The organism is Luteimonas lutimaris, assembly GCF_039537065.1.
Classification (GTDB): Bacteria; Pseudomonadota; Gammaproteobacteria; order Xanthomonadales; family Xanthomonadaceae; genus Luteimonas; species Luteimonas lutimaris.
Map to the genome: position 1 here is coordinate 14,411 of NZ_BAAAZU010000016.1, position 21,214 is coordinate 35,624.

Annotated in this window: 23 protein-coding genes; 16 read left to right on the plus strand and 7 right to left on the minus strand. The window is 64.0% G+C overall.

Annotated elements, in window-relative coordinates; all coding sequences use genetic code 11:
* Positions 1-31: 31 nt before the first annotated feature.
* A complete protein-coding gene (gcvA, locus tag ABD679_RS11065; RefSeq protein ID WP_344760039.1) occupies positions 32-985 on the minus strand; it encodes a transcriptional regulator GcvA in 954 nt (317 codons plus the stop codon).
* Positions 986-1,075: 90 nt separating this feature from the next.
* On the opposite strand from gcvA, the gene ABD679_RS11070 reads away from it, so the two are divergent.
* The 6 genes from ABD679_RS11070 to ABD679_RS11095 all read left to right on the plus strand — a co-directional run bounded on the left by ABD679_RS11070 (position 1,076) and on the right by ABD679_RS11095 (position 6,624).
* On the plus strand, positions 1,076-1,897 hold the full coding sequence (locus tag ABD679_RS11070) for an MBL fold metallo-hydrolase (RefSeq protein WP_344760040.1): 822 nt from the start codon (positions 1,076-1,078) through the stop codon (positions 1,895-1,897).
* On the plus strand, positions 1,894-2,754 hold the full coding sequence (locus ABD679_RS11075) for an MBL fold metallo-hydrolase (protein WP_344760041.1): 861 nt from the start codon (positions 1,894-1,896) through the stop codon (positions 2,752-2,754). The genes ABD679_RS11070 and ABD679_RS11075 overlap by 4 nt, the downstream gene beginning before the upstream one ends.
* Before the next feature lie 459 nt (positions 2,755-3,213).
* Positions 3,214-3,642 carry a carboxymuconolactone decarboxylase family protein gene (locus tag ABD679_RS11080; RefSeq protein ID WP_344760042.1) on the plus strand — a complete coding sequence of 143 codons (429 nt, stop codon included), beginning with the start codon at positions 3,214-3,216 and terminating at the stop codon, positions 3,640-3,642.
* A 1-nt stretch (position 3,643) separates the two neighbouring features.
* Positions 3,644-4,540, plus strand: a complete 897-nt coding sequence (locus tag ABD679_RS11085; RefSeq protein WP_344760043.1) for a sigma-70 family RNA polymerase sigma factor — start codon at positions 3,644-3,646, stop codon at positions 4,538-4,540.
* Positions 4,541-4,638: 98 nt separating this feature from the next.
* Positions 4,639-5,961, plus strand: coding sequence for an MFS transporter (locus ABD679_RS11090; RefSeq protein ID WP_344760044.1), 1,323 nt, complete (start codon positions 4,639-4,641; stop codon positions 5,959-5,961).
* A gap of 132 nt (positions 5,962-6,093) precedes the next feature.
* Positions 6,094-6,624 (plus strand): GNAT family N-acetyltransferase, encoded by a 531-nt coding sequence (locus ABD679_RS11095; RefSeq protein ID WP_344760045.1) that lies wholly within the window; start codon positions 6,094-6,096, stop codon positions 6,622-6,624.
* 76 nt (positions 6,625-6,700) lie between these two features.
* Here ABD679_RS11095 and ABD679_RS11100 read toward each other — a convergent pair whose 3' ends face one another.
* Positions 6,701-7,621, minus strand: a complete 921-nt coding sequence (locus tag ABD679_RS11100) for a LysR family transcriptional regulator (protein ID WP_344760046.1) — start codon at positions 7,619-7,621, stop codon at positions 6,701-6,703.
* Positions 7,622-7,715: 94 nt separating this feature from the next.
* Here ABD679_RS11100 and wrbA point away from each other — a divergent pair, with 94 nt between their 5' ends.
* From wrbA to ABD679_RS11125, 5 genes are all read left to right on the plus strand, one after another.
* The gene (gene wrbA, locus ABD679_RS11105) at positions 7,716-8,348 is read left to right on the plus strand and encodes an NAD(P)H:quinone oxidoreductase (RefSeq protein WP_344760047.1); all 633 of its coding nucleotides are present in this window, start codon (positions 7,716-7,718) and stop codon (positions 8,346-8,348) included.
* Positions 8,345-9,568, plus strand: coding sequence for an MFS transporter (locus ABD679_RS11110; protein ID WP_344760048.1), 1,224 nt, complete (start codon positions 8,345-8,347; stop codon positions 9,566-9,568). The genes wrbA and ABD679_RS11110 overlap by 4 nt, the downstream gene beginning before the upstream one ends.
* A complete protein-coding gene (locus ABD679_RS11115) occupies positions 9,565-10,491 on the plus strand; it encodes a SphA family protein (protein WP_344760049.1) in 927 nt (308 codons plus the stop codon). Before ABD679_RS11110 ends, ABD679_RS11115 begins: the two co-directional genes overlap by 4 nt.
* Before the next feature lie 143 nt (positions 10,492-10,634).
* Entirely contained in the window at positions 10,635-11,063 is a 429-nt protein-coding gene (locus tag ABD679_RS11120; protein WP_344760050.1) for a RidA family protein, read from the plus strand.
* A 29-nt stretch (positions 11,064-11,092) separates the two neighbouring features.
* Positions 11,093-11,728 (plus strand): LysE family translocator, encoded by a 636-nt coding sequence (locus ABD679_RS11125; protein ID WP_344760051.1) that lies wholly within the window; start codon positions 11,093-11,095, stop codon positions 11,726-11,728.
* Here the strand turns inward: ABD679_RS11125 and ABD679_RS11130 are convergent.
* Positions 11,725-11,985 (minus strand): hypothetical protein, encoded by a 261-nt coding sequence (locus ABD679_RS11130; protein WP_344760052.1) that lies wholly within the window; start codon positions 11,983-11,985, stop codon positions 11,725-11,727. The two genes, ABD679_RS11125 and ABD679_RS11130, sit on opposite strands and share 4 nt — an antisense overlap.
* Here ABD679_RS11130 and ABD679_RS15635 point away from each other — a divergent pair.
* Positions 11,878-12,219, plus strand: coding sequence for a nuclear transport factor 2 family protein (locus ABD679_RS15635; RefSeq protein ID WP_425561890.1), 342 nt, complete (start codon positions 11,878-11,880; stop codon positions 12,217-12,219). The two genes, ABD679_RS11130 and ABD679_RS15635, sit on opposite strands and share 108 nt — an antisense overlap.
* A gap of 194 nt (positions 12,220-12,413) precedes the next feature.
* Here the strand turns inward: ABD679_RS15635 and ABD679_RS11135 are convergent, their stop codons facing one another.
* A complete protein-coding gene (locus ABD679_RS11135) occupies positions 12,414-13,316 on the minus strand; it encodes a LysR family transcriptional regulator (RefSeq protein WP_344760054.1) in 903 nt (300 codons plus the stop codon).
* A gap of 158 nt (positions 13,317-13,474) precedes the next feature.
* Between ABD679_RS11135 and ABD679_RS11140 the strand changes: the two genes are divergently transcribed.
* From ABD679_RS11140 to ABD679_RS11155, 4 genes are all read left to right on the plus strand, one after another.
* Positions 13,475-13,939, plus strand: coding sequence for a nuclear transport factor 2 family protein (locus tag ABD679_RS11140; RefSeq protein ID WP_344760055.1), 465 nt, complete (start codon positions 13,475-13,477; stop codon positions 13,937-13,939).
* Between the two features lie 42 nt (positions 13,940-13,981).
* Entirely contained in the window at positions 13,982-14,599 is a 618-nt protein-coding gene (locus tag ABD679_RS11145; RefSeq protein ID WP_344760056.1) for a glutathione S-transferase family protein, read from the plus strand.
* Between the two features lie 84 nt (positions 14,600-14,683).
* Positions 14,684-16,723, plus strand: coding sequence for a 2Fe-2S iron-sulfur cluster-binding protein (locus ABD679_RS11150; RefSeq protein ID WP_344760057.1), 2,040 nt, complete (start codon positions 14,684-14,686; stop codon positions 16,721-16,723).
* Between the two features lie 251 nt (positions 16,724-16,974).
* Positions 16,975-18,131, plus strand: a protein-coding gene (locus tag ABD679_RS11155) for an IS3 family transposase (protein ID WP_344760058.1) whose coding sequence is annotated in 2 segments (ribosomal slippage) — positions 16,975-17,215 and positions 17,215-18,131 — 1,158 coding nt in all. Because the reading frame shifts where the segments join, the coding sequence is not laid out codon by codon here.
* 87 nt (positions 18,132-18,218) lie between these two features.
* On the opposite strand, the gene ABD679_RS11160 is transcribed toward ABD679_RS11155, so the two are convergent.
* The 3 genes from ABD679_RS11160 to ABD679_RS11170 form a co-directional block, all read right to left on the minus strand.
* Positions 18,219-19,385 (minus strand): porin, encoded by a 1,167-nt coding sequence (locus ABD679_RS11160; RefSeq protein WP_344760059.1) that lies wholly within the window; start codon positions 19,383-19,385, stop codon positions 18,219-18,221.
* A gap of 120 nt (positions 19,386-19,505) precedes the next feature.
* The gene (locus ABD679_RS11165; RefSeq protein WP_344760060.1) at positions 19,506-20,069 is read right to left on the minus strand and encodes a hypothetical protein; all 564 of its coding nucleotides are present in this window, start codon (positions 20,067-20,069) and stop codon (positions 19,506-19,508) included.
* Positions 20,070-20,162: 93 nt separating this feature from the next.
* The gene (locus tag ABD679_RS11170) at positions 20,163-20,720 is read right to left on the minus strand and encodes a DUF924 family protein (RefSeq protein WP_132986085.1); all 558 of its coding nucleotides are present in this window, start codon (positions 20,718-20,720) and stop codon (positions 20,163-20,165) included.
* Positions 20,721-21,214: the final 494 nt, after the last annotated feature.

Consider the following 21,214-nt stretch of genomic DNA (forward strand, 5'->3'; position numbering starts at 1 on the left):
CAACGCCAAGCCGCTGCAAGGGGACTCCGGCTCAACCCGTCGATGCTCCGGCTTCATCGTGAAGCCACGCGCAGAAAGCGTCTACGGTGGCGTCTCCCTTCCGGCCGGCCTGCCGGACAAGCCAGAACCGGTAAGCGTTCTTCGATATCGGCTCAAACGGTCGGACAAGCCGCCCCTGGCGAAGATCCTCTTCCACCAGGGGTGCAACACCCAACGCGACACCGTGTCCGGCAATGGCCGCCTCCTGTGCGAGGTAGATGCTGGCGAACACGGGACCGCGACGTGCGTCGACGCCGTGGGCGCCGGCAATCTCCAGCCAGTGGTCCCAGGAAGGAACGCCTGGCCGGCCACGCGCACTCTCGTCGTGCAGTAGTGTGTGATGCCGAAGATCTTCCGGGCGGGCAAGCGGGACTGAGTCGTTCGCAAGCAAAGAAGGTGCGCACACTGGAAATGCCTGCGCATCCATCAAAGCCTCGTAGCTGACGGCCGCATAGCCACCGGCTCCGTAACGAATTCCGACGTCGAAACCCTCTCTCACGAAATCAACATGCTCGTCGCCGGTAACGACGTGCACCCGGACATCGGGCCGGACGCGATGGAACCGATGCAGCCGCGGTGCCAGCCACTTCGCGGCCAGGGATTCCATCGTTGTAACTCGCAGATCCCTAGATGCGCCTGACATCGCACGATCAAGGGCCACATCCAGTTGCCCGAGCAGGTCTCCCACGGTGTCGGCCAACGCCTGTCCTTCTTGCGTGAGCAAGATCGCGCGATGGCTCCTTTGAAAGAGTGCAGTGTCCAGGTAAGTCTCAAGGTGCTTGATCTGGTGACTGACGGCCCCCGGCGTCACGAACAGTTCCTTTGCCGCCCTACTGAAACTGAGATGGCGGGCAGCGGCCTCGAAGGTTCGCAGGGCATTGAGAGGTGCGGTGTGGCGTCGCTTCACGAGCAATCCGGCAGCATGGGTCTGCGCATCGTATCGCATTAGTTTTTCTAATCCACGGACAAGAATAACTCGTTTGCCGCGGCGTGCCCGCTTGCCCACGATACGTTCGTCCTGACAAAGGTTTCCGTCGTGCGAATCGAAAAACTGTGTGCTGACGTAATGATGTTCGTGGGCGACGCGTACGAATCCGTGGCGACCGCTTTCATCGATGGCAATGAAGTACTCCTCGTCGACGCGCTAGGAAGCGAAGAAGACGCGCGTTGGCTGCGCAGCGTGCTCTGCGATCAGATGGGGCTGACCGTACGCTTGGCCGCCACTACCCATTTCATGAGCGACCACATGGCGGGGCTCACGCAATTCCCGGAGGCGTTGGTCATGGCGCACCGGCATCACCGCCATACATTCCTCTCGCAGAATCGACCTGTCGCGGCGTTCTACCGGGAGCCCGATATCGTCTTCGACAACACGGCCATTCGCTGGGGCCGGCACCAGCTTCGCTTCCTGTTCAATCCCGGCAAGACGATGGATCACTTCAGTGTTGACGTGCCGACGGCAGATCTCGCCTTCGCAGGGGATAACATCGTCGGAAATACCGTATATCTGTCGAAGGCCGATCCGGTTCTTCAGCGTGCGGCCATCGGTCGCATCCGTCAGTTCGGAAGAAGCAGGATAGTGGGGGGGCACATCGGGGTTTTCGATGCCTCCGTGCTCGACAATGCATTGCGCTATCTGGAACGGATCCGGGAAAGCGTAGTACGCATTCGCACGGATTCGCCGGCGGCCGAGGTGTCCCACCGGATCGCATCGATCCGGATCGAGGACTGCGTGGAACCGCAGGTGCAACCGACGGCTTTCGAGCGGGAATGGCACAGGAACAACCTGGATGCCATTGTTTCCCAATCCATCTTCACCCTGGACGCATCGCTCGCTTCCGCGGAGGCTGCCGCATGAGCAGGAGCAAGAACAGGACACCGGACGATGGAAGCCGCAGGCGCTTTCTTCTGGGTTTCGCAAGCGCATCGGCTGCCGCGCTGCTTCCTGCATCGCTCCTGGCCTCGCCGCAAGGGAGTTTACGCGTCCAGCGCCTGGCCTGGGCAGGCATCCGTTTGCAACTTCCGGACGCGACTCTTTTCGTCGATCCGCTGACGAACCAGGAGGCTTGGGGCGCCGCACTTCCCGACAGGCTGGTATCCGTGGGCGACGCAGTGGGCGACACGAGCGTGCTGATCACCCATTCCCATTCCGATCACTTCGATGTAGGGGCAGCGGCATCCGCACTACGTCGAGGGGGCGTGCTGGCGCATCCGATCGGCATCCCCCCCTTGTCGCTACCCCAGGGCGTACGCGCCCGTCCCAGCCCGCTCTGGGAGCCCCAGCTGCTGGGCGACTTCACAGCGACACCCGTTCCGGCAGCGGACGGTTATGGCGATATCCAGGTGTCGTGGATCGTTACGGCAGGCGGACGGCGCATCTTCCATGGTGGCGACACGCTGTGGCACGGGTACTGGTGGCGCATCGGTCGTCAGTTCGGTCCCTTCGACGCGGCGTTCCTGCCTGTCAATGGAGCGCGCTTCGGATGGCGCAAGCCCGCAAGCGACCAGCCTGGCGTATTGACCCCCGAACAGGCCGTTGTGGCCGCCGACATCCTTGGGGCCAGGGTCCTTGTGCCGATCCACTACGGGGTGACCGGCATGAAAGAGTACGTGGAAGTTCCTGATCCGATCGGCGAACTGCACCGCGCGGCAAGCAAACGATCCATCCACGTCCAGGAGTTGGCGCCGGGGGACTGGCTGGACTGGCCGGACTGAGTCGGACATGTACCGGCGGATGAGCATCTCTCCGTGCTGGAGACCTCCTTGCTGGAGGGCGTGGCTGAGTTCGTGGCCGAGCTGATATCGGGCAAGGGTGGCGTACTGGCACCTGCCTGCGCTGGTGGCTGGTCGAGAGCAAGACATTGAGGTGCACTTCTCTTGTGAAAGATCGTTGCGGCAGCATTCCGGATAAATCGGCGGCTCGAAGGAACGCCCGGGCGAGCTGGGTTTTGCGTGGGCTATCGCATCGCGAAGGCGTACTCCTGCCATGCGGAAGACCAATCCCAGGCGATCCTCGAGATGCGATGCGGGATGCGGAAGGCTTCCTGGCCATAAGCACTTGGTATCCAGACTTTGCACTCTAGCGCTCCAGGGTGGCGGGCTTCTGGGGCACGTCACAACAGCGTCGCCTGGTTCGTCATACCCGATATCCTTCCAAGATAAGTCCTACACAACATGAGCAATACAGCTTTCAACCATTTCGCCGCGATTCCGGGCGTATTCGCTTCGCTCGAGAACGTCCACACCTCCATAGACGACCACGGACTGGACCGCGTGATCTACCACCTCGTGCACCTGAGGGCTTCCCAGCTCAACAGCTGTGCCTACTGCGTGAAGATGCATACAAGGGAGGCGCGTGCGGACGGAGAAACGAACCAGCGGCTGGATAGGCTTGTCGTCTGGGAGCACGTATCCGATTTCACGGAGAAGGAGCGTGCCGCGCTCGCATGGACCGAACTGCTGACAAACCTCGATCCCAAAAGCGACTATGGCTCGGCAAGGATGCGCCTGCGCGAGCACTTCAGTGAAACCGAGGCGAGCGCCCTCACGGCCACAATTGCCATGGTCAATCTCTGGAACCGGATCCAGGTCTCTTCTCACTGACATGACACCAGCAAGCCCTGATGCCATTCCTGAGGAACGCCGTCCGTTCTTGCTGGGCCTTGCCTATCGGATCCTCGGCTCGTACTCCGACGCGGAAGATGCCGTCCAGGACACCTACCTCAAGTGGAACAGCCTCGATTCGAAGGACATCGACAACCCGGCGGCGTGGTTGACGACGGTGTGCACCCGGCACTGCATCGACCTGTTGCGTGCAGCAAAAAGGTCACGCACCGATTACGTCGGTTCATGGCTGCCAGAGCCCATCCAGATGGCCGGCCCGGACACGCCCGAGTCGGAGGCAGAGCTAGCGTCATCCCTTTCGATGGCCTTTCTCCTGACGCTGGAGCGGCTGGCGCCCAAAGAACGGGCAGCCTATCTGCTCCACGAGATCTTCGACCGTCCCTATACCGAGGTTGCGCCTACGCTCGGCGTATCCGAAGCCGCCTGCAGGAAGCTCGTATCGCGCGCAAAGTCGAAAGTCGGCCGCGACGTCGTTCGACGGCCCGCCCCCCAGCTCCGCCAGGAAGAACTGCTGGTGGCTTTCAGGGAGGCAGTGGAAACCGGATTGACGGATCGGCTGGCGACATTGATGTCGGAAGACATCCGACTCAGTGCCGATGGAGGCGGCAAGGTGCCCACGTTGCAGGAGTCGCTGACCGGCAAGGAGGCCGTGCTGATGTTCATATCCGAACAGCTGCATGAATACTGGAGATGCTATGCCGGCTGGCTGAGGACGCGTATCAATGGCGCAGCAGGCATCCTCCTGTTCGATGATGGCCGGGTCGTGGTCTCCGTGAGCTTCGCCTACGACCTTCACGGAAGACTGTCCCGTATATTCATCACCCGGAACCCCGACAAGCTCGACCACCTGCCGCATCCGGGACTGTGCGTCCAGTGAGCGCGGCGGATATAGAGCGCCTCGAGTATCGGGACAAGGGGTGGCGGGCGCTGGTGTCGGGCCGAACCCGCTTGGTGTCGTTGGCCCTATGTGCGGGCGTGGCGCTGCATGCCGTCAACCTGTACGTATCCACCACGATCCTGCCCTCGGTCGTGCAGGACATAGGCGGGCTCGAGTACTACGCATGGAACACGACCATGTTCGTGGCGGCATCCATCCTGGGAGCCACGCTGTCGTCGCGGCTTCTGGCCGACGTCGGCCCCCGCGGTGCATATGCGCTGGGCTCAGGTGCGTTTGCGGTTGGATCAGCGGCCTGTGCCCTCGCGCCTACGATGGCGATGATGCTCGCGGGCCGGAGCATCCAAGGGCTTGGGGGCGGGCTGTTGCTCGCTCTCGCTTTTGCGCTGGTTCGTCGCGTCTACCCCGAACCTGTGTGGTCGCGAGCGATGGCCTTGCTGTCAAGTACTTGGGGAATGGCCACCCTGCTTGGCCCCGCCGCTGGTGGGGTGTTCGCCGAGATGGGCAACTGGCGCGCCGCATTCGGGAGCATTGCGATCGCGGCCCTGCTGCTCCCCGTCCTGGCCGCCAGGGCCTTGCCACGGCACGAAGCTGTGTTGCGGTCCGCCCGAGGCGACAACCTGCCTTGGCCTCAGCTGGTCCTGCTTTTGGCTGCGGTCGTCGCGGTGTCCTGGGGAAGCCTCCCCGGCAGTGTCATGCAGACCTTAGGCGGCCTGGCATCGGCGGCGATCCTGGTGCATGCAATTGTTCGACTGGAAGTGCGGTCGCCCTGCCGCGTGTTGCCACAGGGAGTGTTCAGCCGCTGTTCGCCGATTGGCCAGCTTTATGGCCTGTCGGTCCTCATGGCAGCTACCGTCACCTGCACCGAGATCTTTCTTCCCTTGTTTCTCCAGGACCTGAAGGGCTTCTCACCGTTGGCCGCGGGATACGTAGCCGCCCTCATGTCGGCAGGATGGACACTGGCCGCCATCGCCAGTGCGAGCCTTCGCGGACACTGGCTCGATCGGGCAGTGCGCTTGGGGCCTTTTCTCTCCCTGGCATCGCTCATCGCACTTATGGGTGCACTGCCGATGCCCCCGGAAAGCGAGCTGGCAGGTGCGGTCACCCTGTGTGCGCTGGTGGCGAGCGGTATGGGAGTAGGGCTGGCGTACCCGCACTTCTGCGCCCGCATCATGCAAGTCGCCACGCATGAGCAGGCGGACCAGGCGTCCGCTTCCATCATGACCGTCCAGCTTTGTGCGACCGCATTCGGAGCGGCCCTGGCGGGCCTGGTCGTCAACCTCGCCGGCGGTGTGGGCGACACGGGTGTCTTCAACGCTGGCAATGCCGCCCGATGGCTATTCGCTGTGATCGCCCTGGCCCCGATCGCCTGCATCGGCGTGATGTGGAAAGGCTGGCGCTGAGTGCGCTGGCGCGACGACTTTCCTCGTGCTGCTCACGTACACCTTGCGCAGCGCCATTCCCGATGGGGCCGGTTGACCGCGTGATGTCGCACGGCCCCGGAAATCGATACCGAACCCCGTTTCAAGACGCGCATGGCAGATACCTCATTCTCACTGGCGTCTCCCGACCTCTCGGTGCTCAACGCATTGTTGCCGGTCGCACGCCGCATCTTCACCGAGACATTTTCGCATCTGTACGAAAGGGTAGCGTTCGCCGCCTTCTGCGAGCGGGTCTACGCACGCGGTGGAGCCATGTCCCGGGATTTCTCCAATCCCGCGGTCGATTGGCAGGCGGCCATCGCCAAAGGCGAGGTGGTCGGCTATGCGAAGCTGACACCGCTTCGAGCGCCGGCAGTGAGGCCTGCCCCCAACTCGCTTGAGTTGCAGCAGATATACGTTCTCGCCAGCTGGCATGGAACAGGAGTGGCGCAGGCGCTCATGGAATGGGCGATCGCGACCGCGCGCGACCGGGAAGCAGAAGAGCTGTACCTCACGGTATTCGACCACAACGAGCGAGCGAAACACTTCTACACCAGGCATGGCTTCGAAGAGGTAGGGCGTTGCAAATTCGTGTTGGGGGAACGCGTCGATGACGATCGCATATGGCGGAAGCAGCTGGCCTAGCGAAGAGCGAAGGTGCGGGAACTTTCATTGGACCAGTCTGCCGGAGAAAATGCCGCAGACAATCTCGTGAAACGCGTCAGGCGCCAGCGTCGGCCAGGTAGGAGAGCAACCCCGATCGGAGCACGCGCGCGGCAGGTCCGAGCGTTTGATCGCTGCGATGCGCGAGATAGGCCTCCAGGTCCACGCGCCCCTGCCGTCCCAGTGCCGAAACGTCCAGTCGCTTGAGCCTGCCCCGCGCCAGATCGTCTTCCACCGCCCACAAGGGCAATCGTCCCCAGCCCAGCCCTTCGCAAATCATGGCGTGCTTGACGTCTTGCCCGGCGACACGCCATGTCCCGGGCGACAGGACCCCGAAGTCCTTTCGCCCGGTCTGTGCCGTCGTGTCTTCCAGCACGATCTGCAGATGTTCCATCAGCTCGGCCGGATCGAGCGGTCCTGACCGATCAGGATGCTTCGCCAAAGGATGATGCGCGGCTACCACGACGACGAAGGGCACGGGCGACAGTGCTTCCAACTGGATCTGGGGCTCACGGAATTCTTCGCCCACCGTGATGGCCAGTGCGCAGCGACCATCGCGCAGTGCGACGAGCGGCTCACCCAGAGGCGCCGTGCGTAGGTTGACTGCTACGGACGGATAGGCGCTCTGCAGGTCCCGCAACGCATGCGCCACGGCCTTCAAGGGAAACAGCGTGTCCACCACCAGCGAAACGCCGAGCTCGACACCTTCCCCCATGCCGCGTGCACGGGCACGCATGGCGTCCGCCCTGAGCAGAATCGCTTTTGCGTCGGTCAGCAGGGCGCGGCCTTCCGGCGTCATCTCTGGACGCCGGACGGAGCGGTCGAAGAGCACCACACCCAGCTGTGTCTCCAGCGTTGCGATGGCATGGCTCACGGCGGACTGCACCCGCCGGATGCGCTTGGCCGCAGCACGGAAGCTTCCCGTCTCGGCGACGGCAACCAATACGCGTAGCTGATCGAGCGTCAGTCCATCCAGCATGATCTATTTCGTCGATCAAAACAGGCAAAAGATTAGCACTTCCTAAGATCATTCACGGCTGCCAACGTGTCCGTATCCCCACGGAGACGTCGTCATGCCCAAGATTCTAGTGCTCTACTACTCGGCCTATGGCCATGTCGAAACCATGGCGAAGGCCGTGGCGGACGGTGCCCGCGATGCGGGGGCAGAGGTGGCAATCAAGCGGGTGCCCGAGCTCGTTCCGGAGGGGGTGGCCGTCAAGTCCGGCTACAGGATCGACCAGGAAGCGCCGATCGCGACCATCGCCGAACTGCCCGAGTACGACGCGATCATCATCGGCACGCCGACGCGCTACGGCAACATGGCCGCACAGATGAAGAACTTCCTTGACCAGACCGGCGGCCTCTGGTTTCGGGATGCATTGGTGGGGAAGGTGGGCAGTGCTTTCACGTCCACCGGCAGCCAGCACGGTGGGCAGGAGACCACGCTCCAATCCACCCACACCGTGTTGCTGCACCTGGGCATGGTGATCGTAGGCCTGCCCTACTCATTCAAGGGGCAGTTGCTTATGGGCGAAGTTACCGGTGGCACGCCCTACGGGGCGTCCACCCTGGCCAGCGGCGACAACGATAGCGATCGTCAGCCGTCCGAGAATGAGCTTGACGGAGCCAGGTTCCAGGGACGTCACGTTGCATGGATCGCGGCAGCCCTCAAGCACAGCGTCGCGCACGCAGCTACGGCGTCATGAGCCGTAGCGGTCCTGCCGGAAGTGCCGCGCTCCCGCGGCTTGCCGATGACAACCTCGTGCTGGTCCTGGTGATTGGTGCGGGCATCCTCTCTGCCTTCCAGGTTGGCAAGGCCCCGGTAGCCCTGCAGTCGCTGCAGATCGACCTGGGCGCGGACCTGGGGGCGGTGTCCTGGGTACTGTCGGCATTCGCCCTGGTGGGTGCTGCGACGAGTCTTCTGATCGGAGCCGTTTCGGACCGCGTCCAGGCCCGACAAGCCGTCACTGCAGGACTGCTTTTGCAGGCAGCGGGATCGGCCTCGGGCGCACTCGCCGAGAGTCTGCCTTGGTTGTTGGCGGCCCGTGCCCTGGAGGGCCTGGGATTCCTCGCCGTCACTGTGGCCGCACCGACCATGGTCGTGTCGTCGACGATGCCCCGCTCCAGAAATCGGGCCTTCGCGGCGTGGGCCACGTTCATGCCGGTCGGGATGGCGGTCATCATGCTGGCGGCGCCGCTGCTGGGCGAGCTCGGCTGGCGTGGCTTGTGGTGGGCCAACGCCGTGGTACTCGCCGGCTACGCTGCGCTTTTTGCGGTCGGCACGTCTCGGCCGGCGGTTGGAACGGCATCTCAGGTTCGGCATGAGGCACTGCTTCGCGCTTTGCGGGACACGCTGCGCTCGCCTGCCGCCTGGTTCCTGGCAGCTCAGTTCAGTGCCTACACGGCATCGTTCTTCGCCTTGTTCGGCTTTCTGCCCAGCATCCTGCGAGAGCGCCTCGGTGTGGGCGAGGGGGCGGCAGGAATAATGAGTGCGATCGCCATTGCCGCCGGTGCGGTCGGCTGCATCGCCTGCGGCCACCTGCTGCACCGCGGCTTTCGTGCATCGCGCCTGCTGGTGCTGGGCTTCTCCACGATCGCGTTCTGCAGCGCTGGCATCCTGCTCGTACCCCTGCCTGGAGAGGTGGCCTACGCGCTCTGCGTGCTCTTCTCGTTCGTGGGTGCCTTCATCCCCGTCGTCATCTTCGATGCCGCACCACGCTTGTCCCCGAGACACTCGCTACTCGGTTCGGTGATTGGCTTGGCGACCCAGGGAAACAATCTTGGCATCGTGGTCGGGCCCGCCGTGGCGGGTGCCATTGCCGGCGCTGCCGGCTGGCAGTGGGTGGTACCGCCGGTGGTCGCCATCGCGCTGGCGGCCGCTGCCAGCGCCTATGCGTATCGCCACCGACTGGAGGCTGCAAGATGAGCACAGGACCGTGTCGACTTGCGGCAATTTGGATGATCGCCGCCTGGCTGATGTCGGCAGGGCAGGCACGATGCGAAGTTGCCCTGCCGCCGGTCAATCTGGGCGACAGCACGTTCCAGGATGGCATCGCTGGGCCGGGAGCGATGTTCCAGCAGACACTCTCGGTTTATCACGCCAATACATCGCGCGATAGAAACGGAGACCATCTCCAGGGAACGCCAGAGGTCACCTCAGTCGCTCTGCTCACGCAACTCAGCTATCTGTCGGAGCATCGCGTGCTGGGCGCGTACTGGGGCGGGGAGGTCATCGTTCCCTTCTCGCATGTCCGGCTGCAGCCCCCAACGGGCGGAGCCATCCACGCAACGGGCGCGGGCGACATCTTCGTCAGTCCGTTCATCCTCCAATGGCCTGCAGCTTCGCTGGCGGGGCGCCCCTTCTGGCAGCGGTTGAACATCAACATGACCCTGCCCACCGCTCGGCGCGGGCGGGCAGGACGCATGGACCTTGGCAGCGGGGCGTTGCAGTTGAATCCACACTACGCGTTCACATGGGAAACATCACCCGCGTGGGAGATAAGTGGTCGTGTTCACTACCTCTGGGTAGATGGCCATCATGATCCTGCTGGCGAACGCGAAAAGTCGAGAGTGCAACCCGGCCAAGCGGTACACCTGAACGCGGCGGTGTCCCGCTCTGTAAACGACAACCTTCGCATCGGGGGCTCGATGTACGCCCTCATGCAGATCAGCGATGACCGCATCGATGGCGCCAGCCAGCCGGGTCGCGAGCGGACCCTCGGCTTCGGCCCGTCGCTTAGCTGGAAGCGTGGCCGCACTTCGTTCCATGCGGCTGCCTACATCGAAACCGAGGCGAAATTGCGTTCTGAGGGAAGCAGGCTCAGCCTCAGATACGCAGTCAACCTCTGATGCTGCCCTGAGGACTCGGGCACGTCACAGCACGGTCCGCCAGATCGTCGATAGAGAGAACAGGGCGGCCGTACATCGCCGCTTGGTGCGACACCCAAGCGGTACGGCCCTCGATAGATGCAACGGTTCCGGAGGAATACGCAATGCCCCCGCACGCCCGACATGCCGCGCTACCCACCTTCCTCAACCCCGAAGGTCTCTACGATCCGGCGCCCAATGGCTATTCGCACCTGGGTCTCCCGGCGAGTGGCGCCCGACTGGTACTCATCGCGGGTCAAGGAGGCGAGGACGCGCAAGGCAAGCTCGCCGACGACTTCCGCGCGCAGGTCAGACAGGCGCTGCAGAACCTGCAGACTGCCCTGCGCGCGGTCGGCGGCGAACTCTCCCATGTAGTGAAGCAGACGGTTCTCGTCGTGGACCACAGCCATGCCCGACTGGGAATATTGGGCGACGAGCTGGCGACCGCCTACGGGCCGGGCGCGAAACCTGCGTGCACCCTGATTCCGGTGCCACGCCTGGCGCTGGACGGCATGCTGTTCGAGGTAGAGGCCATTGCGTCGGTTCCCGTGTGACGGAACCCGTTTGGAAGGAAGATCAAGCGATGGTTCCACTGAACGAACTGCTACTCTTTGGCGGTGCAGCGCTACTGATGGTGCTGACGCCGGGGCCGAACATGGTTTATCTGGTGTCCCGCTCGATCTGCCAGGGAACGCGCGCGGGCGTGATGTCGCTGTATGGCGTGATTGCGGGCTTCCTGCTGCACATGCTCGCAGCCGCCGTTGGTGTGACGGCACTTTTTGCCGCGGTGCCTTTTGCCTATGAAGCACTCAAGCTGGCGGGCGTCGGCTACCTTCTTTATCTTGCGTGGCAAACAATCAAGCCGAATGGAAGGTCGTTGTTCGAGGTTCGCGAGCTGGCGGCCGAATCTCCCGCCAAGCTTTTCCTGATGGGGTTCATGACCAATGCTCTGAATCCAAAGATCGCCATGTTCTACGTGGCGGTCTTCCCTCAGTTCATATCAGCCGGAAATGGATCAATCCTCGGGCAGAGTATCCAACTCGGTTCGCTGCAGATACTGATCAGCTTCTTCGTGAATCTCTGCGTCGTGCTGTCTGCGGCAAAGTTGGCCGCGTTCTTCTCCGGGAACCCCGGCTGGATCGCGGTGCAAAGGTATGCGATGGGATCGGTGCTCGCTGGTTTGGCTATTGGCCTGGCGGCAGAGCGGAGGCCTGGCTAGCCAAGGCGAAGTTGTGGCGCTGCTTTCCGGAAGCGGGCGCCGAGCAAGCGTTTCCCGATCACGCGCGACATTGTCTGTTCTGCGAAGAACCACAAGGGGCCAACATGGATACGGGGATTCGGAAACATGAAGAAGATCTGCGCATCGCGATGCTTGCGGGCGATGCGGATGCACTCGCTCGCCTGATCGATGATGACCTGGTCTTCGTGGGGCCCTCGGGCGAGGTGCTTGGCAAAGAGGACGATCTGGCGCTGCATAGATCGGGTCGGCAGAGAATAGACGCGATCGACTACGTATCAGTACGGATTGTCATGCGTGAACAGTCGGCGGTAACGTTGGTGACGGCTGACTTGGAAGGATCATTCGATGGGTCCGCCTTCCGCGGCCGCTTCAGATACTGCCGCTTCTGGAGGAAGACTGCGAATGGCTGGAAGGTACTGGGAGGATCGGTTGTTCCCCTTCCGGCGGAGGGCAGGGCGAGCAATGGCTAACAGGGATGATGGGGCAGCCACGCCCTCGCTGGGCCAGGAGTGGACCGCCTTCACGAGAGCCGCGTGAGCGATGGGACTCGCCAACAGCGGGTGCATGTGCACGGGTGGGATTGCGCCACGCAAGGGTGCTGGTCGTCCATGGTGGTCTGATTTCGCCCACCACCTCACGCTGTGGCGATCCCGTACGAGCCTCGTCACTCGGCCGAGGCGAGCCTTTCCCGCAGACGGGGTGCCGCAAAATCCAGGAATGCGCGAAGCTTCAATGGAAGGCGGTGTTGGCCAGGGTAAACGAGGCTGGCGGGCATTGCAGGGGGCGCGAACTCGTCAAGTGCGGTCTGCAGGTGTCCGACGCGTTTCCATTTCTCGATCTGGTAGGAAAGCACGCGGGTCACGCCGACACCGGCAACCGCTGCATCGATCGCGGCTTCCGCGGTATTCACCACCAGTGCCGAGTGCACCGGCACCGATACCTCCGCGCCATTCACCGGGAACGCCCACAGTTCGGTCGAGTTGATCGCCTCGAACGTAACGCACCGATGATTGGTCAGTTCGCGTGGCTCTCGCGGAACCCCATGCCTGGAAAAATAGCCAGGGTGGGCACAGACCACGCGACGGATTGCGCCGATGCGCGTCGCCGTCAGCCGGCTGTCTGGAAGCTCGCCGACGCGCACGGCGAGGTCGATGTGTTCTTCAAACAGATGCACGACGCGATCCGCCTGGACAAGACGCACATTGATCTCTGGATAGGCCGCCAGGAACTCGATGATCACCGGCAGCACATGCGTTCGGCCCAGCACGAGTGGCGCGGTGACCACCAGATCGCCCCGCGGTTCGGAGAACTCGCCCGCTGCCGCCCGTTCGGCTTCGGTCACGTCTTCGAGGATTCGCCTGCACGCGGCCAGGTAGTCGCGACCGGCGTCGGTGAGCGTGAGTCCGCGTGTGGAACGATTGATAAGTCGCGCTTTCAGGTGTGACTCGAGGTCCGACAGCTTGCGACTGACGGTGGCCAGCGGCACGCCGGACTTGCGACCCGCGGCGGAGAGGCTTCCTTCCTCCACGACGCTCATGAAAACCTGCATCGCTTCCAGCCGATCCATATTTATTCCAAATTTCGGAAAAGTGATTCCACTATTTACATTCTAGTGCCGAAATATGGAAGGCATTACTCTCCCTCCAATGGGCGCATGCCCGCTCCCAATGACGCGCCGGCCACGATTTGTGCGGCCGGTCCTCCCCCGCCGCCGAGGAGCCCACCATGGACAGACCCCCAGTGCCGCCATTCACCCGAACCACCGCCGAGCAGAAAGTCCGCCTGGCCGAGGATGCCTGGAACACGCGCGAGCCCGGCCGCGTAGCGCTGGCGTACACGGCAGACAGCCGCTGGCGCAATCGCTCCGAGTTCCTGCGGGGCCGCGACCAGATCGAAGCCTTCCTGGCCCGCAAGTGGAAACGCGAGCGCGAATATCGGCTGACGAAGGCGCTCTGGGCCTTCCATGAGAATCGCATTGCCGTGCGTTTCGCATACGAATGGCAGGACGAGCACGGCGCCTGGTTCCGAAGTTTCGGAAACGAGAACTGGGAATTCGACCCTGATGGCCTGATGCGGACCCGTATCGCCAGCATCAACGACCTGCCGATTGGCGAGAGCGAACGTTTGTTCCGCTGGCCGCTCGGTCGCCGTCCCGACGATCAGCCGTCTCTGGACGAACTCGGGCTCTGATCTACAACCCCGCAACCCACCTCCCACCCAAGGATCATCGACATGGCAATCAGGCTCTATCGCCACCCGCTCTCAGGCCATTCTCATCGCGCGCAACTTCTGCTCGCGCTTATCGGCCTGGAAACCGAACTGATCGACGTGGACCTGAAAAATAGTGCGCACAAGCAGGCCGGGTTCCTGCGGCTGAACAGCTTCGGCCAGGTCCCAGTCCTCGACGACGACGGCCTGGTGGTCGCCGACTCGAATGCCATCCTCGTGTACATCGCAAAGAAGTATGGCGGAGGGGAGTGGTTGCCCGACGACCCGGAAGGCGCGGCGAGGGTACAGCGCTGGCTGTCGGTAGCCGCAGGCCAGATCGCGTCCGGCCCCGCTGCCGCACGTCTGGTGACGGTGTTCGGCGCCAGTCACGATGCGGACCAACTGATCGCGCGCAGCCACGCCCTGCTTAACGTGATCGACGGCGAGTTGCAGGAACGCGAGTTCCTGGCAGGGGACCGACCGACCGTCGCCGACGTGGCCGCGTACTCCTACATTGCGCACGCGCCGGAAGGCAACGTGGCGCTCGATGCTTATGCCAACGTCATTGTATGGTTGGCGCGAATCGAACAGCTGCCGGGCTTTGTCGCCATGCAGCCAACGAGGGTGGGGCTGGCGGTGTAAGGCGCGCCCCACAAACATGGACGTGGCAGGCGTTTGCCCGCCTGCCACTCGTCCCACCGAGCGATACCTGACGAGTCATTGGCGATGTCGGACCCACTCTCCCGATCGCCCTTCCACGAGGGCGAAATCGCGATCCAGAAGCAACTCGGCGTGGCCGAGCGAATGGACACGTTCGCCAGGAAGGTGGTGCGCGACCACATGCCCGACCAGCATCGGGCGTTCTTCTCACAGCTTCCGTTCCTCGTCGCGGCCAGCGTCGACCGGCAGGGCTATCCAGCGATCACGCTGCTCGCGGGCTCGCCCGGCTTCGCACATTCGCCCGATGCGAAATTCCTGCAAATCGATCGCATCCCCGATCCGTCGGATCCGGTCGCCGAAGGGTGGATTCCTGACCAGCCTGTGGGACTGCTCGGCATCGAGCTGCATACCCGGCGCCGCAACCGGATGAACGGCACCCTGGTGCGCAGTACACATGGGGCCCTCGGCGTGGGAGTCGGTCAATCCTTCGGCAACTGCCCGCAGTACATCCATGCGCGCGCTCTGGAATTCGCCCGTGATCCCGCAACGTCATCGAACGGCGAAGTCGAACACGGGCAGGATCTTGACGAGGCGGCGCGGGAGATGATCGCAATAGCCGACATCTTCTTCGTCGGCAGCTATACCGAGCACGGAGAGCATGGCAAGCGCTCCGTAGACGCGTCCCATCGCGGCGGCAAGCCCGGCTTCGTCAGGGTCCGCGGGAATCGGCTGAGCATTCCGGACTTCGCCGGCAACCTCCACTTCAACACGCTTGGCAACTTCGTACTCAATCCGAGGGCGGGGCTGGTATTCGTAGACCTGGACAGCGGCGACATGCTCCATCTGTCCGGCGATGTCGCGCTCGATTTCGATGCGGAAGACGTCAGCACGTTCCTGGGCGCGGAGCGATTGTGGCACGTAGACGTCCTTAGATGGACAAGGCGAAAGGGGGCGTTCCCGCTGCGCGGCAGCGACGGCGAGGTGTCGCCCAACTCGCTGATGACCGGCTCGTGGGAGGAATCCGACGCGCGCCGCGAGGCGGAGCGGATGCGCGAGCAGTGGCGGGACTTCCGCATTGTCGAGATCGTGCAGGAGTCGGCCGTCGTCAAGTCGTTCCGGCTTGAGCCCGTCGACGCTTCGGGACTGTGGATGTATGAAGCCGGTCAGTACCTGCCCGTGCGATTGAAGCTGCCCGACGATGACCGTCATACCTCGCGCGTCTACACGGTATCGGCCGCCCCGCCGGATGGAAGCTATCGCATCAGCGTCAAGAGGCAGGGCGTCTTCTCCGCGCACCTGCACGATCACTGCTGCGTCGGCGACGTGATCCAGGCGCGAGCCCCACGCGGTGACTTCGTCGTCGATGCGTTCGAGCAGCGACCGCTGGTGCTGATCTCCGCCGGCATCGGTATCACGCCCATGGTGGCGATGCTCAGGCATGTGGTACACGAGGGCATTAGGAAGCGCCGCGTGAGGCGAACGTGGTTCATCCACGGTAGTCGCAACATGGCCGAGCGCCCGTTCACCGGTGAACTGGAGAAGCTAGCTGAATCCGCCCGAGGTGCCGTTCGCATCGTCCAGGTCCTGAGCGACCCCGGCGACGGCAGCACCGAAGGGGTCGATTATCAAGCGAAGGGACGCATCGACTTGGCCCTGTTGCAGGCGGTTCTTCCGTTCGGCGACTTCGATTTCCATCTGTGCGGACCGCCGGCGTTCATGCAGGCCGTCTACGCACAACTGCGCAGTGTCCATGTGCCGAACGAACGTATCTATGCCGAGGCGTTCGGGCCGGCCGGCATTCGCCGTGACGACGAGGCCGCCATGCCGCCTGCGGCGGCCGGAGCGGTCAGCGTGCTGTTCGCGACATCGGGCAAGGAGGCGCGATGGACGCCTGACGCTGGAAGCCTGCTGGAACTGGCCGAGGCGCGCGGACTGAGTCCGCCATATTCATGCCGCGCAGGAACCTGCGGGAGCTGCAAGCACGTGCTGGCTCAGGGCTCGGTCACCTATGGAAGCAGGCCAACCGCAACGTGCGGCGACGGTGAGCTGTTGCTCTGCCAGGCACTCCCCATGCAGGGCAGCAAACCGCTGATCATCGAGGCGTAACCGACAGACTCGATGTCGAATGCGCGGTCAGCTCGTTCGGGCACCGTACGGCGTCGGTGTCTTGAGGCGGTGAAACGGTCAGGCCCGGAGAGCTTCTACAAGAATCGGGCCCCTGAAGTTCGTCGAGATGCGCGAGAGCGCCCGCACGCGGCTGGGTGAGCACTTCGACATCCGTGGGTTCCACGACCTGGGTTCACCCCCGTTTTCACGGACACTTACGAGAAGGTCGATCGAGGCCATGAGGAGTGTTCATGTCGAAGCGAAGGAAGTTCAGTGCGGAGTTCAAGCGTGGTGCGGTTGAGCAGGCCAGCCAGCCGGGTGTCAGCTGTGCCCAGGTGGCCCGGGAACTGGGGATTCGGGATACGCTGCTGACCCGCTGGAAGCGGGAGGCGCAGAGCCGGGGCCAGGTGGCCTTCGGCGGCACCGGAACGCCGCGGGACGAGGAACTGGCGCGCCTCAAGCGCGAACTGGCCAGGGTCAAGAAGGAACGGGATTTTTTACGCGAAGCGGCGACGTTCTTTGCCAAGGGATCGTCCTGAGGTATCAGGCGATCGAACGTTGCCGCGATGAGTTCCCGGTTCGGCTGATGTGCCGCTGCCTGCGGGTCTCGGCCAGTGGTTACTACGACTGGAGCAAGCGCCTGCCAAGCACCCGCCAGCTCGACAACGAGCGCTTGCTCGACCGCATCCGTGAGCTGCATGAAGACAGCCGGGGCACGCTGGGCGCCGGTCGGATGCAGGAAGATCTGGCCGATGCCGGCGAACCCGTCAGCCTGAACCGGGTGGCGCGCCTGATGGCTGAAGATGGCCTGCAGGGCTGGCCGCGGCCGAAGCGGCGTGGGCAGCGTGGCCGGCCCGCGCTGACGCCGCCGGGCGTGCGCAACCTGCTGGAACGGGACTTCACTGCGCTGGAGCCGGAGACCAAGTGGGTCACCGACATCACCGAACTCAAGACCCGGCAGGGCAAGCTGTACCTGTGCATCGTGCTGGACCTGTTCGACCAGCGCGTGGTGGGCTGGTCGATGCACCATCGGCAGGATCGGCAGATGGTGATCCGGGCCGTGCAGATGGCGGTCTGGCAGCGTCAGGGCAGCGACCCGGTGATCCTGCATTCCGATCGCGGCAGCCAGTTCCGGAGCGGCGACTACCAGCATTACCTGGCGGCCAACGAACTGGTGTGCTCGATGAGCGCAGTGGGCCATTGCGGTGACAACGCGGCGTGCGAAGGCTTCTTCGGCCTGCTCAAGCGCGAGCGGGTCCACCGCATGACGTATCCGACACCCGATGCCGCCAGGGCTGATGTGTTCGAATACATCGAGCGGTTCCACAACCCGAGGATGCGGCGCAGGGTCGCCAGGCAAGACCGGAAGCTGTCAGCTCTTTTACAACCGTCCGTGATTTCGGGGTAGAACCCCACCAGGAGCACCACGGCTCCGGCAAACACATGCCTCAGCTTACGCATGAGGCACCGTTGCGAATAGCCGTGAAGGGATCACTCAAAACCTCCAGGTGGCGCGCACGTACAGATCGTCATCCCGGCGTGGACCGGCGGCGGCGGCGGGGAGGTCGATTTCCTTGCGCCGCCGCAGGCGCGCGTCCAGCTGCCAGGCCTGTGTCGCCTGCCACACCCAGCGCGCCTCGATCAGTTCGTCGTTCGGGCGGAAGTCACTCGACAGCAGCCAGCCGTCGGCGACGCGGCCGTAGACGATGCCGAAGTTGTGCCCCGGCAGGATGTCCATGAAGTTGAGCGACGCCTGCCAGGACAGCGAATCCGAACTGCCGCTGCCGGAGTTCATGGCTTCCCGACGCGGAGTGTTGGGGGCATAGCCGAGTTCGCCGCCGAGCCGCAGCCTGGTTTCGCCGTCGCCAAGTCGCCACTGGGCGGTGGCCTTGGCGGTCACGGCGAAGTAGTCCTCCGTCCGGGCATCGGCGACGCCGTAGGGATGCAGCGCGGACGGGAGCCAGTTGACCGTGACCACACGCTGGATCAGCGGTCCGATCGGCGTCTTGGATTCGAGGACGGCCAGCATGCCCAGGCGCGAGCCGCTGTCGCTGAACTCCAGCGGCCGGCGCAGGGTGCCGGTCGGGCCGCGGCGGTCGTTGTGGCGCAGGACCAGGTGGGTGGTCCAGTCGTCGCCGGGGCGCCACTGCAGCCAGGCGCCATCGGTCCAGGTGACGTCGAAGTTGGTGCTGTCGTTCTGGTCCAGCGACTTCTTCATCACGTCGTCCAGGCCCCATGCGGCCTGGAAGCGGCCGACGCGAACGCTCCATGGCGCCTCGGCCGGGCGGTATTCCAGCCAGGCCTCGTCGATCGTGCCCTGGCCGTTCTCCAGGCCCGCCGGACCCGGCGCCCAGGTGCGCATCCAGAACTCCTCGCTGTCCTGGTCGCCGTCGAGCCGGGCGGCGACCCGGCCGCTGAAGTGCCAGCCGCCGCCCAGCTCGCCCTGCAGGCGGAAGCGGAGGCGGGCGCGCAGGCTGTCGGCATCCGATTCGGTGCCGCTGCGGCTGCGGGTCTCCGAGGCGACGTAGCCGAAGCGCATATCGCCGCTGGTCTTCCAGGCATCTGCCGCAGTCGCGTCGGCCGTCACCAGTGCGAGCAGCGTGACGGCGAGCCACGCGAAGGGGTAGGGCCGTCGGGCAGGCAGGGCTCGCCGGGTACGCATGGGTTTGGCCTCCGGGTCGGGAGGCGCAGGTGGCGGGTTATCGACTGCGCCTGATCGTCGTGGAGACTTTGCGCGCCGTAAACATGTGCGTCTTTGACCCAGATCAACCGCAAGGGGTGGTCAGGAGCCCGCCCCTTCGTTGGGATCGTCGAACAGCGCCTCGTAATTGGCAACGGCACCGTGCATGTCATGCACGGGGGCGGCGTCGGACGGATCGGCCTGCAGCGCCTGGGTACCGGCCATCAAGCGGGCAAGCACGGCGTGCAGGGCGACGTCGGGTTCGACCGGCAGGCTGCAGTTCTCGAACATGTATTCGACGGCGGCATCGACCTCGGCGGCTCCTGCCAGGATCGTGGCTTCGTCGGAGGCCTGCTCCAGGCTGCCGATGGCGGCGCGCACCCGCGACATGCCCTCGATCAGCGGCGCGTCCGGCTCCCACTGGACGTGGTGGTCGGGCACCGGGAAATCCACGCCGGCCGCGTGCGCCGTGTCGTGGCCATGGTGGTCGTCGTCGTGCGCACCCGCCGCGTCAGAGGCACTGGTGGCCGCCTGGTCGGCCTGCGCCGTTGCCGTCGCGTCCGAGGCAGCGGACGCAGCCGACGAAGTGTCTTGTGTGCAGCCGGGGGCCAGCGTGCCCAGCGCGAGTGCGAGTGCCGCGACGAGGGGAATCTGCTTCACATTCATACAAGGCTCCGTGTAAGGAAAATCGAAAGATCTTCAGAGCCCAGTCTGGCGCGGGGGCGGCGGGTATGCAAAGCCCGCTGCGGCGCTGGAAGTTCAGCCGGCGAAGCCGCCATCGGCCAGAAAGGCCCGCTCTTCGGCCGTGGATTCACGCCCAAGGAGCCAATTGCGGTGTGGAAAGCGGCCGAAGCGGCGGATGATGTCATGGTGCCCCCGCATCCCGTCGGCGCGCCTGCCACCGAGCCGGGCTGCCAGCGTCAGCGACAGCGTCTGGTCGACGGGATCCTCGGAATGGGTGAAGGGATACACGAAGAACACCCGGAACCCGTCCTCAACGCGCTGCATGTGCCCCAGCTTTTCCGCCTCGCGACCGAACATCAGCGCCAGGCCGTCGGTGGCAAACATATGCGCGGTGCCGCGGAAAGCGTTGCGCGGGAACTGGTCAAGCAGTACCAGCAGCGCCAGCGCGCCGTGCGGGGTCCGGATCCAGTCATCGCAGCGGCGCGCGGCAGCCTCCATGTGCGCGGTCAGGAAGCGCTCGCGGAAGAGGCGGTCGAAATCGGGATCCTTCACCATCCACAGTCCCTCGGCGACGACGTTCCGCCAAAAATCGGCCAGCTCGGTGATGCAGGGTTGCGCCGTCAAGGTGCTCATCTCCGCGCTGCGCCGCGCTTGGAGGGCGGGAGCAATCGAATGCTACTGCTGGGCGGTTGGGACGATTGACCGCATCATGTGGCCAAGGTTAGCGCATGTACTGGAGAGACTTCGTCGCATACAGCAGACTCGCGCCGAGTATGCCTGCGATCCGACGCGTCGTGCCCGCAACCGCGGTTGGGCAAAGGGGACCGATTAGGTGAGTTCATCGCGGGTAGGGAAGGGCGGCTTCCGACCCAAAGCGGCCCTTAAGGGGGATTCGTCAATCGAACGTTTCTCGCGCCGCCAGCTTCGCCAACTCGTCCACCACGTGGCGCACTTTCGGCCGCAAATGGCGCGTCTGCGGCCAGAGTGCATGAATCTCGACGTGCTGCTGTGAGCATAGGCAGCGCGCAGCGTGCATTTACTCAGACAGGAAAGTCCGTTGAACCGCCCCGGGTTCTCCGGAGGCTCCAACCTTTGAGAGGATGGAGCCATGAAGAAGACATCACCAC

Coding starts and splice junctions, on each gene's coding strand:
- ABD679_RS11135 (WP_344760054.1), bottom strand. CDS start 13,316: ATGGATCGGCTGGAAGCGATGCAGGTTTTCATGAGCGTCGTGGAGGAA.
- ABD679_RS15635 (WP_425561890.1), top strand. CDS start 11,878: ATGCTTGCGGGCGATGCGGATGCACTCGCTCGCCTGATCGATGATGAC.
- ABD679_RS11160 (WP_344760059.1), bottom strand. CDS start 19,385: ATGCGTACCCGGCGAGCCCTGCCTGCCCGACGGCCCTACCCCTTCGCG.
- ABD679_RS11125 (WP_344760051.1), top strand. CDS start 11,093: ATGGTTCCACTGAACGAACTGCTACTCTTTGGCGGTGCAGCGCTACTG.
- ABD679_RS11165 (WP_344760060.1), bottom strand. CDS start 20,069: ATGAATGTGAAGCAGATTCCCCTCGTCGCGGCACTCGCACTCGCGCTG.
- ABD679_RS11080 (WP_344760042.1), top strand. CDS start 3,214: ATGAGCAATACAGCTTTCAACCATTTCGCCGCGATTCCGGGCGTATTC.
- ABD679_RS11170 (WP_132986085.1), bottom strand. CDS start 20,720: ATGAGCACCTTGACGGCGCAACCCTGCATCACCGAGCTGGCCGATTTT.
- ABD679_RS11085 (WP_344760043.1), top strand. CDS start 3,644: ATGACACCAGCAAGCCCTGATGCCATTCCTGAGGAACGCCGTCCGTTC.
- ABD679_RS11100 (WP_344760046.1), bottom strand. CDS start 7,621: ATGCTGGATGGACTGACGCTCGATCAGCTACGCGTATTGGTTGCCGTC.
- ABD679_RS11115 (WP_344760049.1), top strand. CDS start 9,565: ATGAGCACAGGACCGTGTCGACTTGCGGCAATTTGGATGATCGCCGCC.
- wrbA (WP_344760047.1), top strand. CDS start 7,716: ATGCCCAAGATTCTAGTGCTCTACTACTCGGCCTATGGCCATGTCGAA.
- ABD679_RS11095 (WP_344760045.1), top strand. CDS start 6,094: ATGGCAGATACCTCATTCTCACTGGCGTCTCCCGACCTCTCGGTGCTC.
- ABD679_RS11130 (WP_344760052.1), bottom strand. CDS start 11,985: ATGCAGCGCCAGATCGTCCTCTTTGCCAAGCACCTCGCCCGAGGGCCC.
- ABD679_RS11075 (WP_344760041.1), top strand. CDS start 1,894: ATGAGCAGGAGCAAGAACAGGACACCGGACGATGGAAGCCGCAGGCGC.
- ABD679_RS11110 (WP_344760048.1), top strand. CDS start 8,345: ATGAGCCGTAGCGGTCCTGCCGGAAGTGCCGCGCTCCCGCGGCTTGCC.
- ABD679_RS11140 (WP_344760055.1), top strand. CDS start 13,475: ATGGACAGACCCCCAGTGCCGCCATTCACCCGAACCACCGCCGAGCAG.
- ABD679_RS11120 (WP_344760050.1), top strand. CDS start 10,635: ATGCCCCCGCACGCCCGACATGCCGCGCTACCCACCTTCCTCAACCCC.
- ABD679_RS11145 (WP_344760056.1), top strand. CDS start 13,982: ATGGCAATCAGGCTCTATCGCCACCCGCTCTCAGGCCATTCTCATCGC.
- ABD679_RS11150 (WP_344760057.1), top strand. CDS start 14,684: ATGTCGGACCCACTCTCCCGATCGCCCTTCCACGAGGGCGAAATCGCG.
- gcvA (WP_344760039.1), bottom strand. CDS start 985: ATGCGATACGATGCGCAGACCCATGCTGCCGGATTGCTCGTGAAGCGA.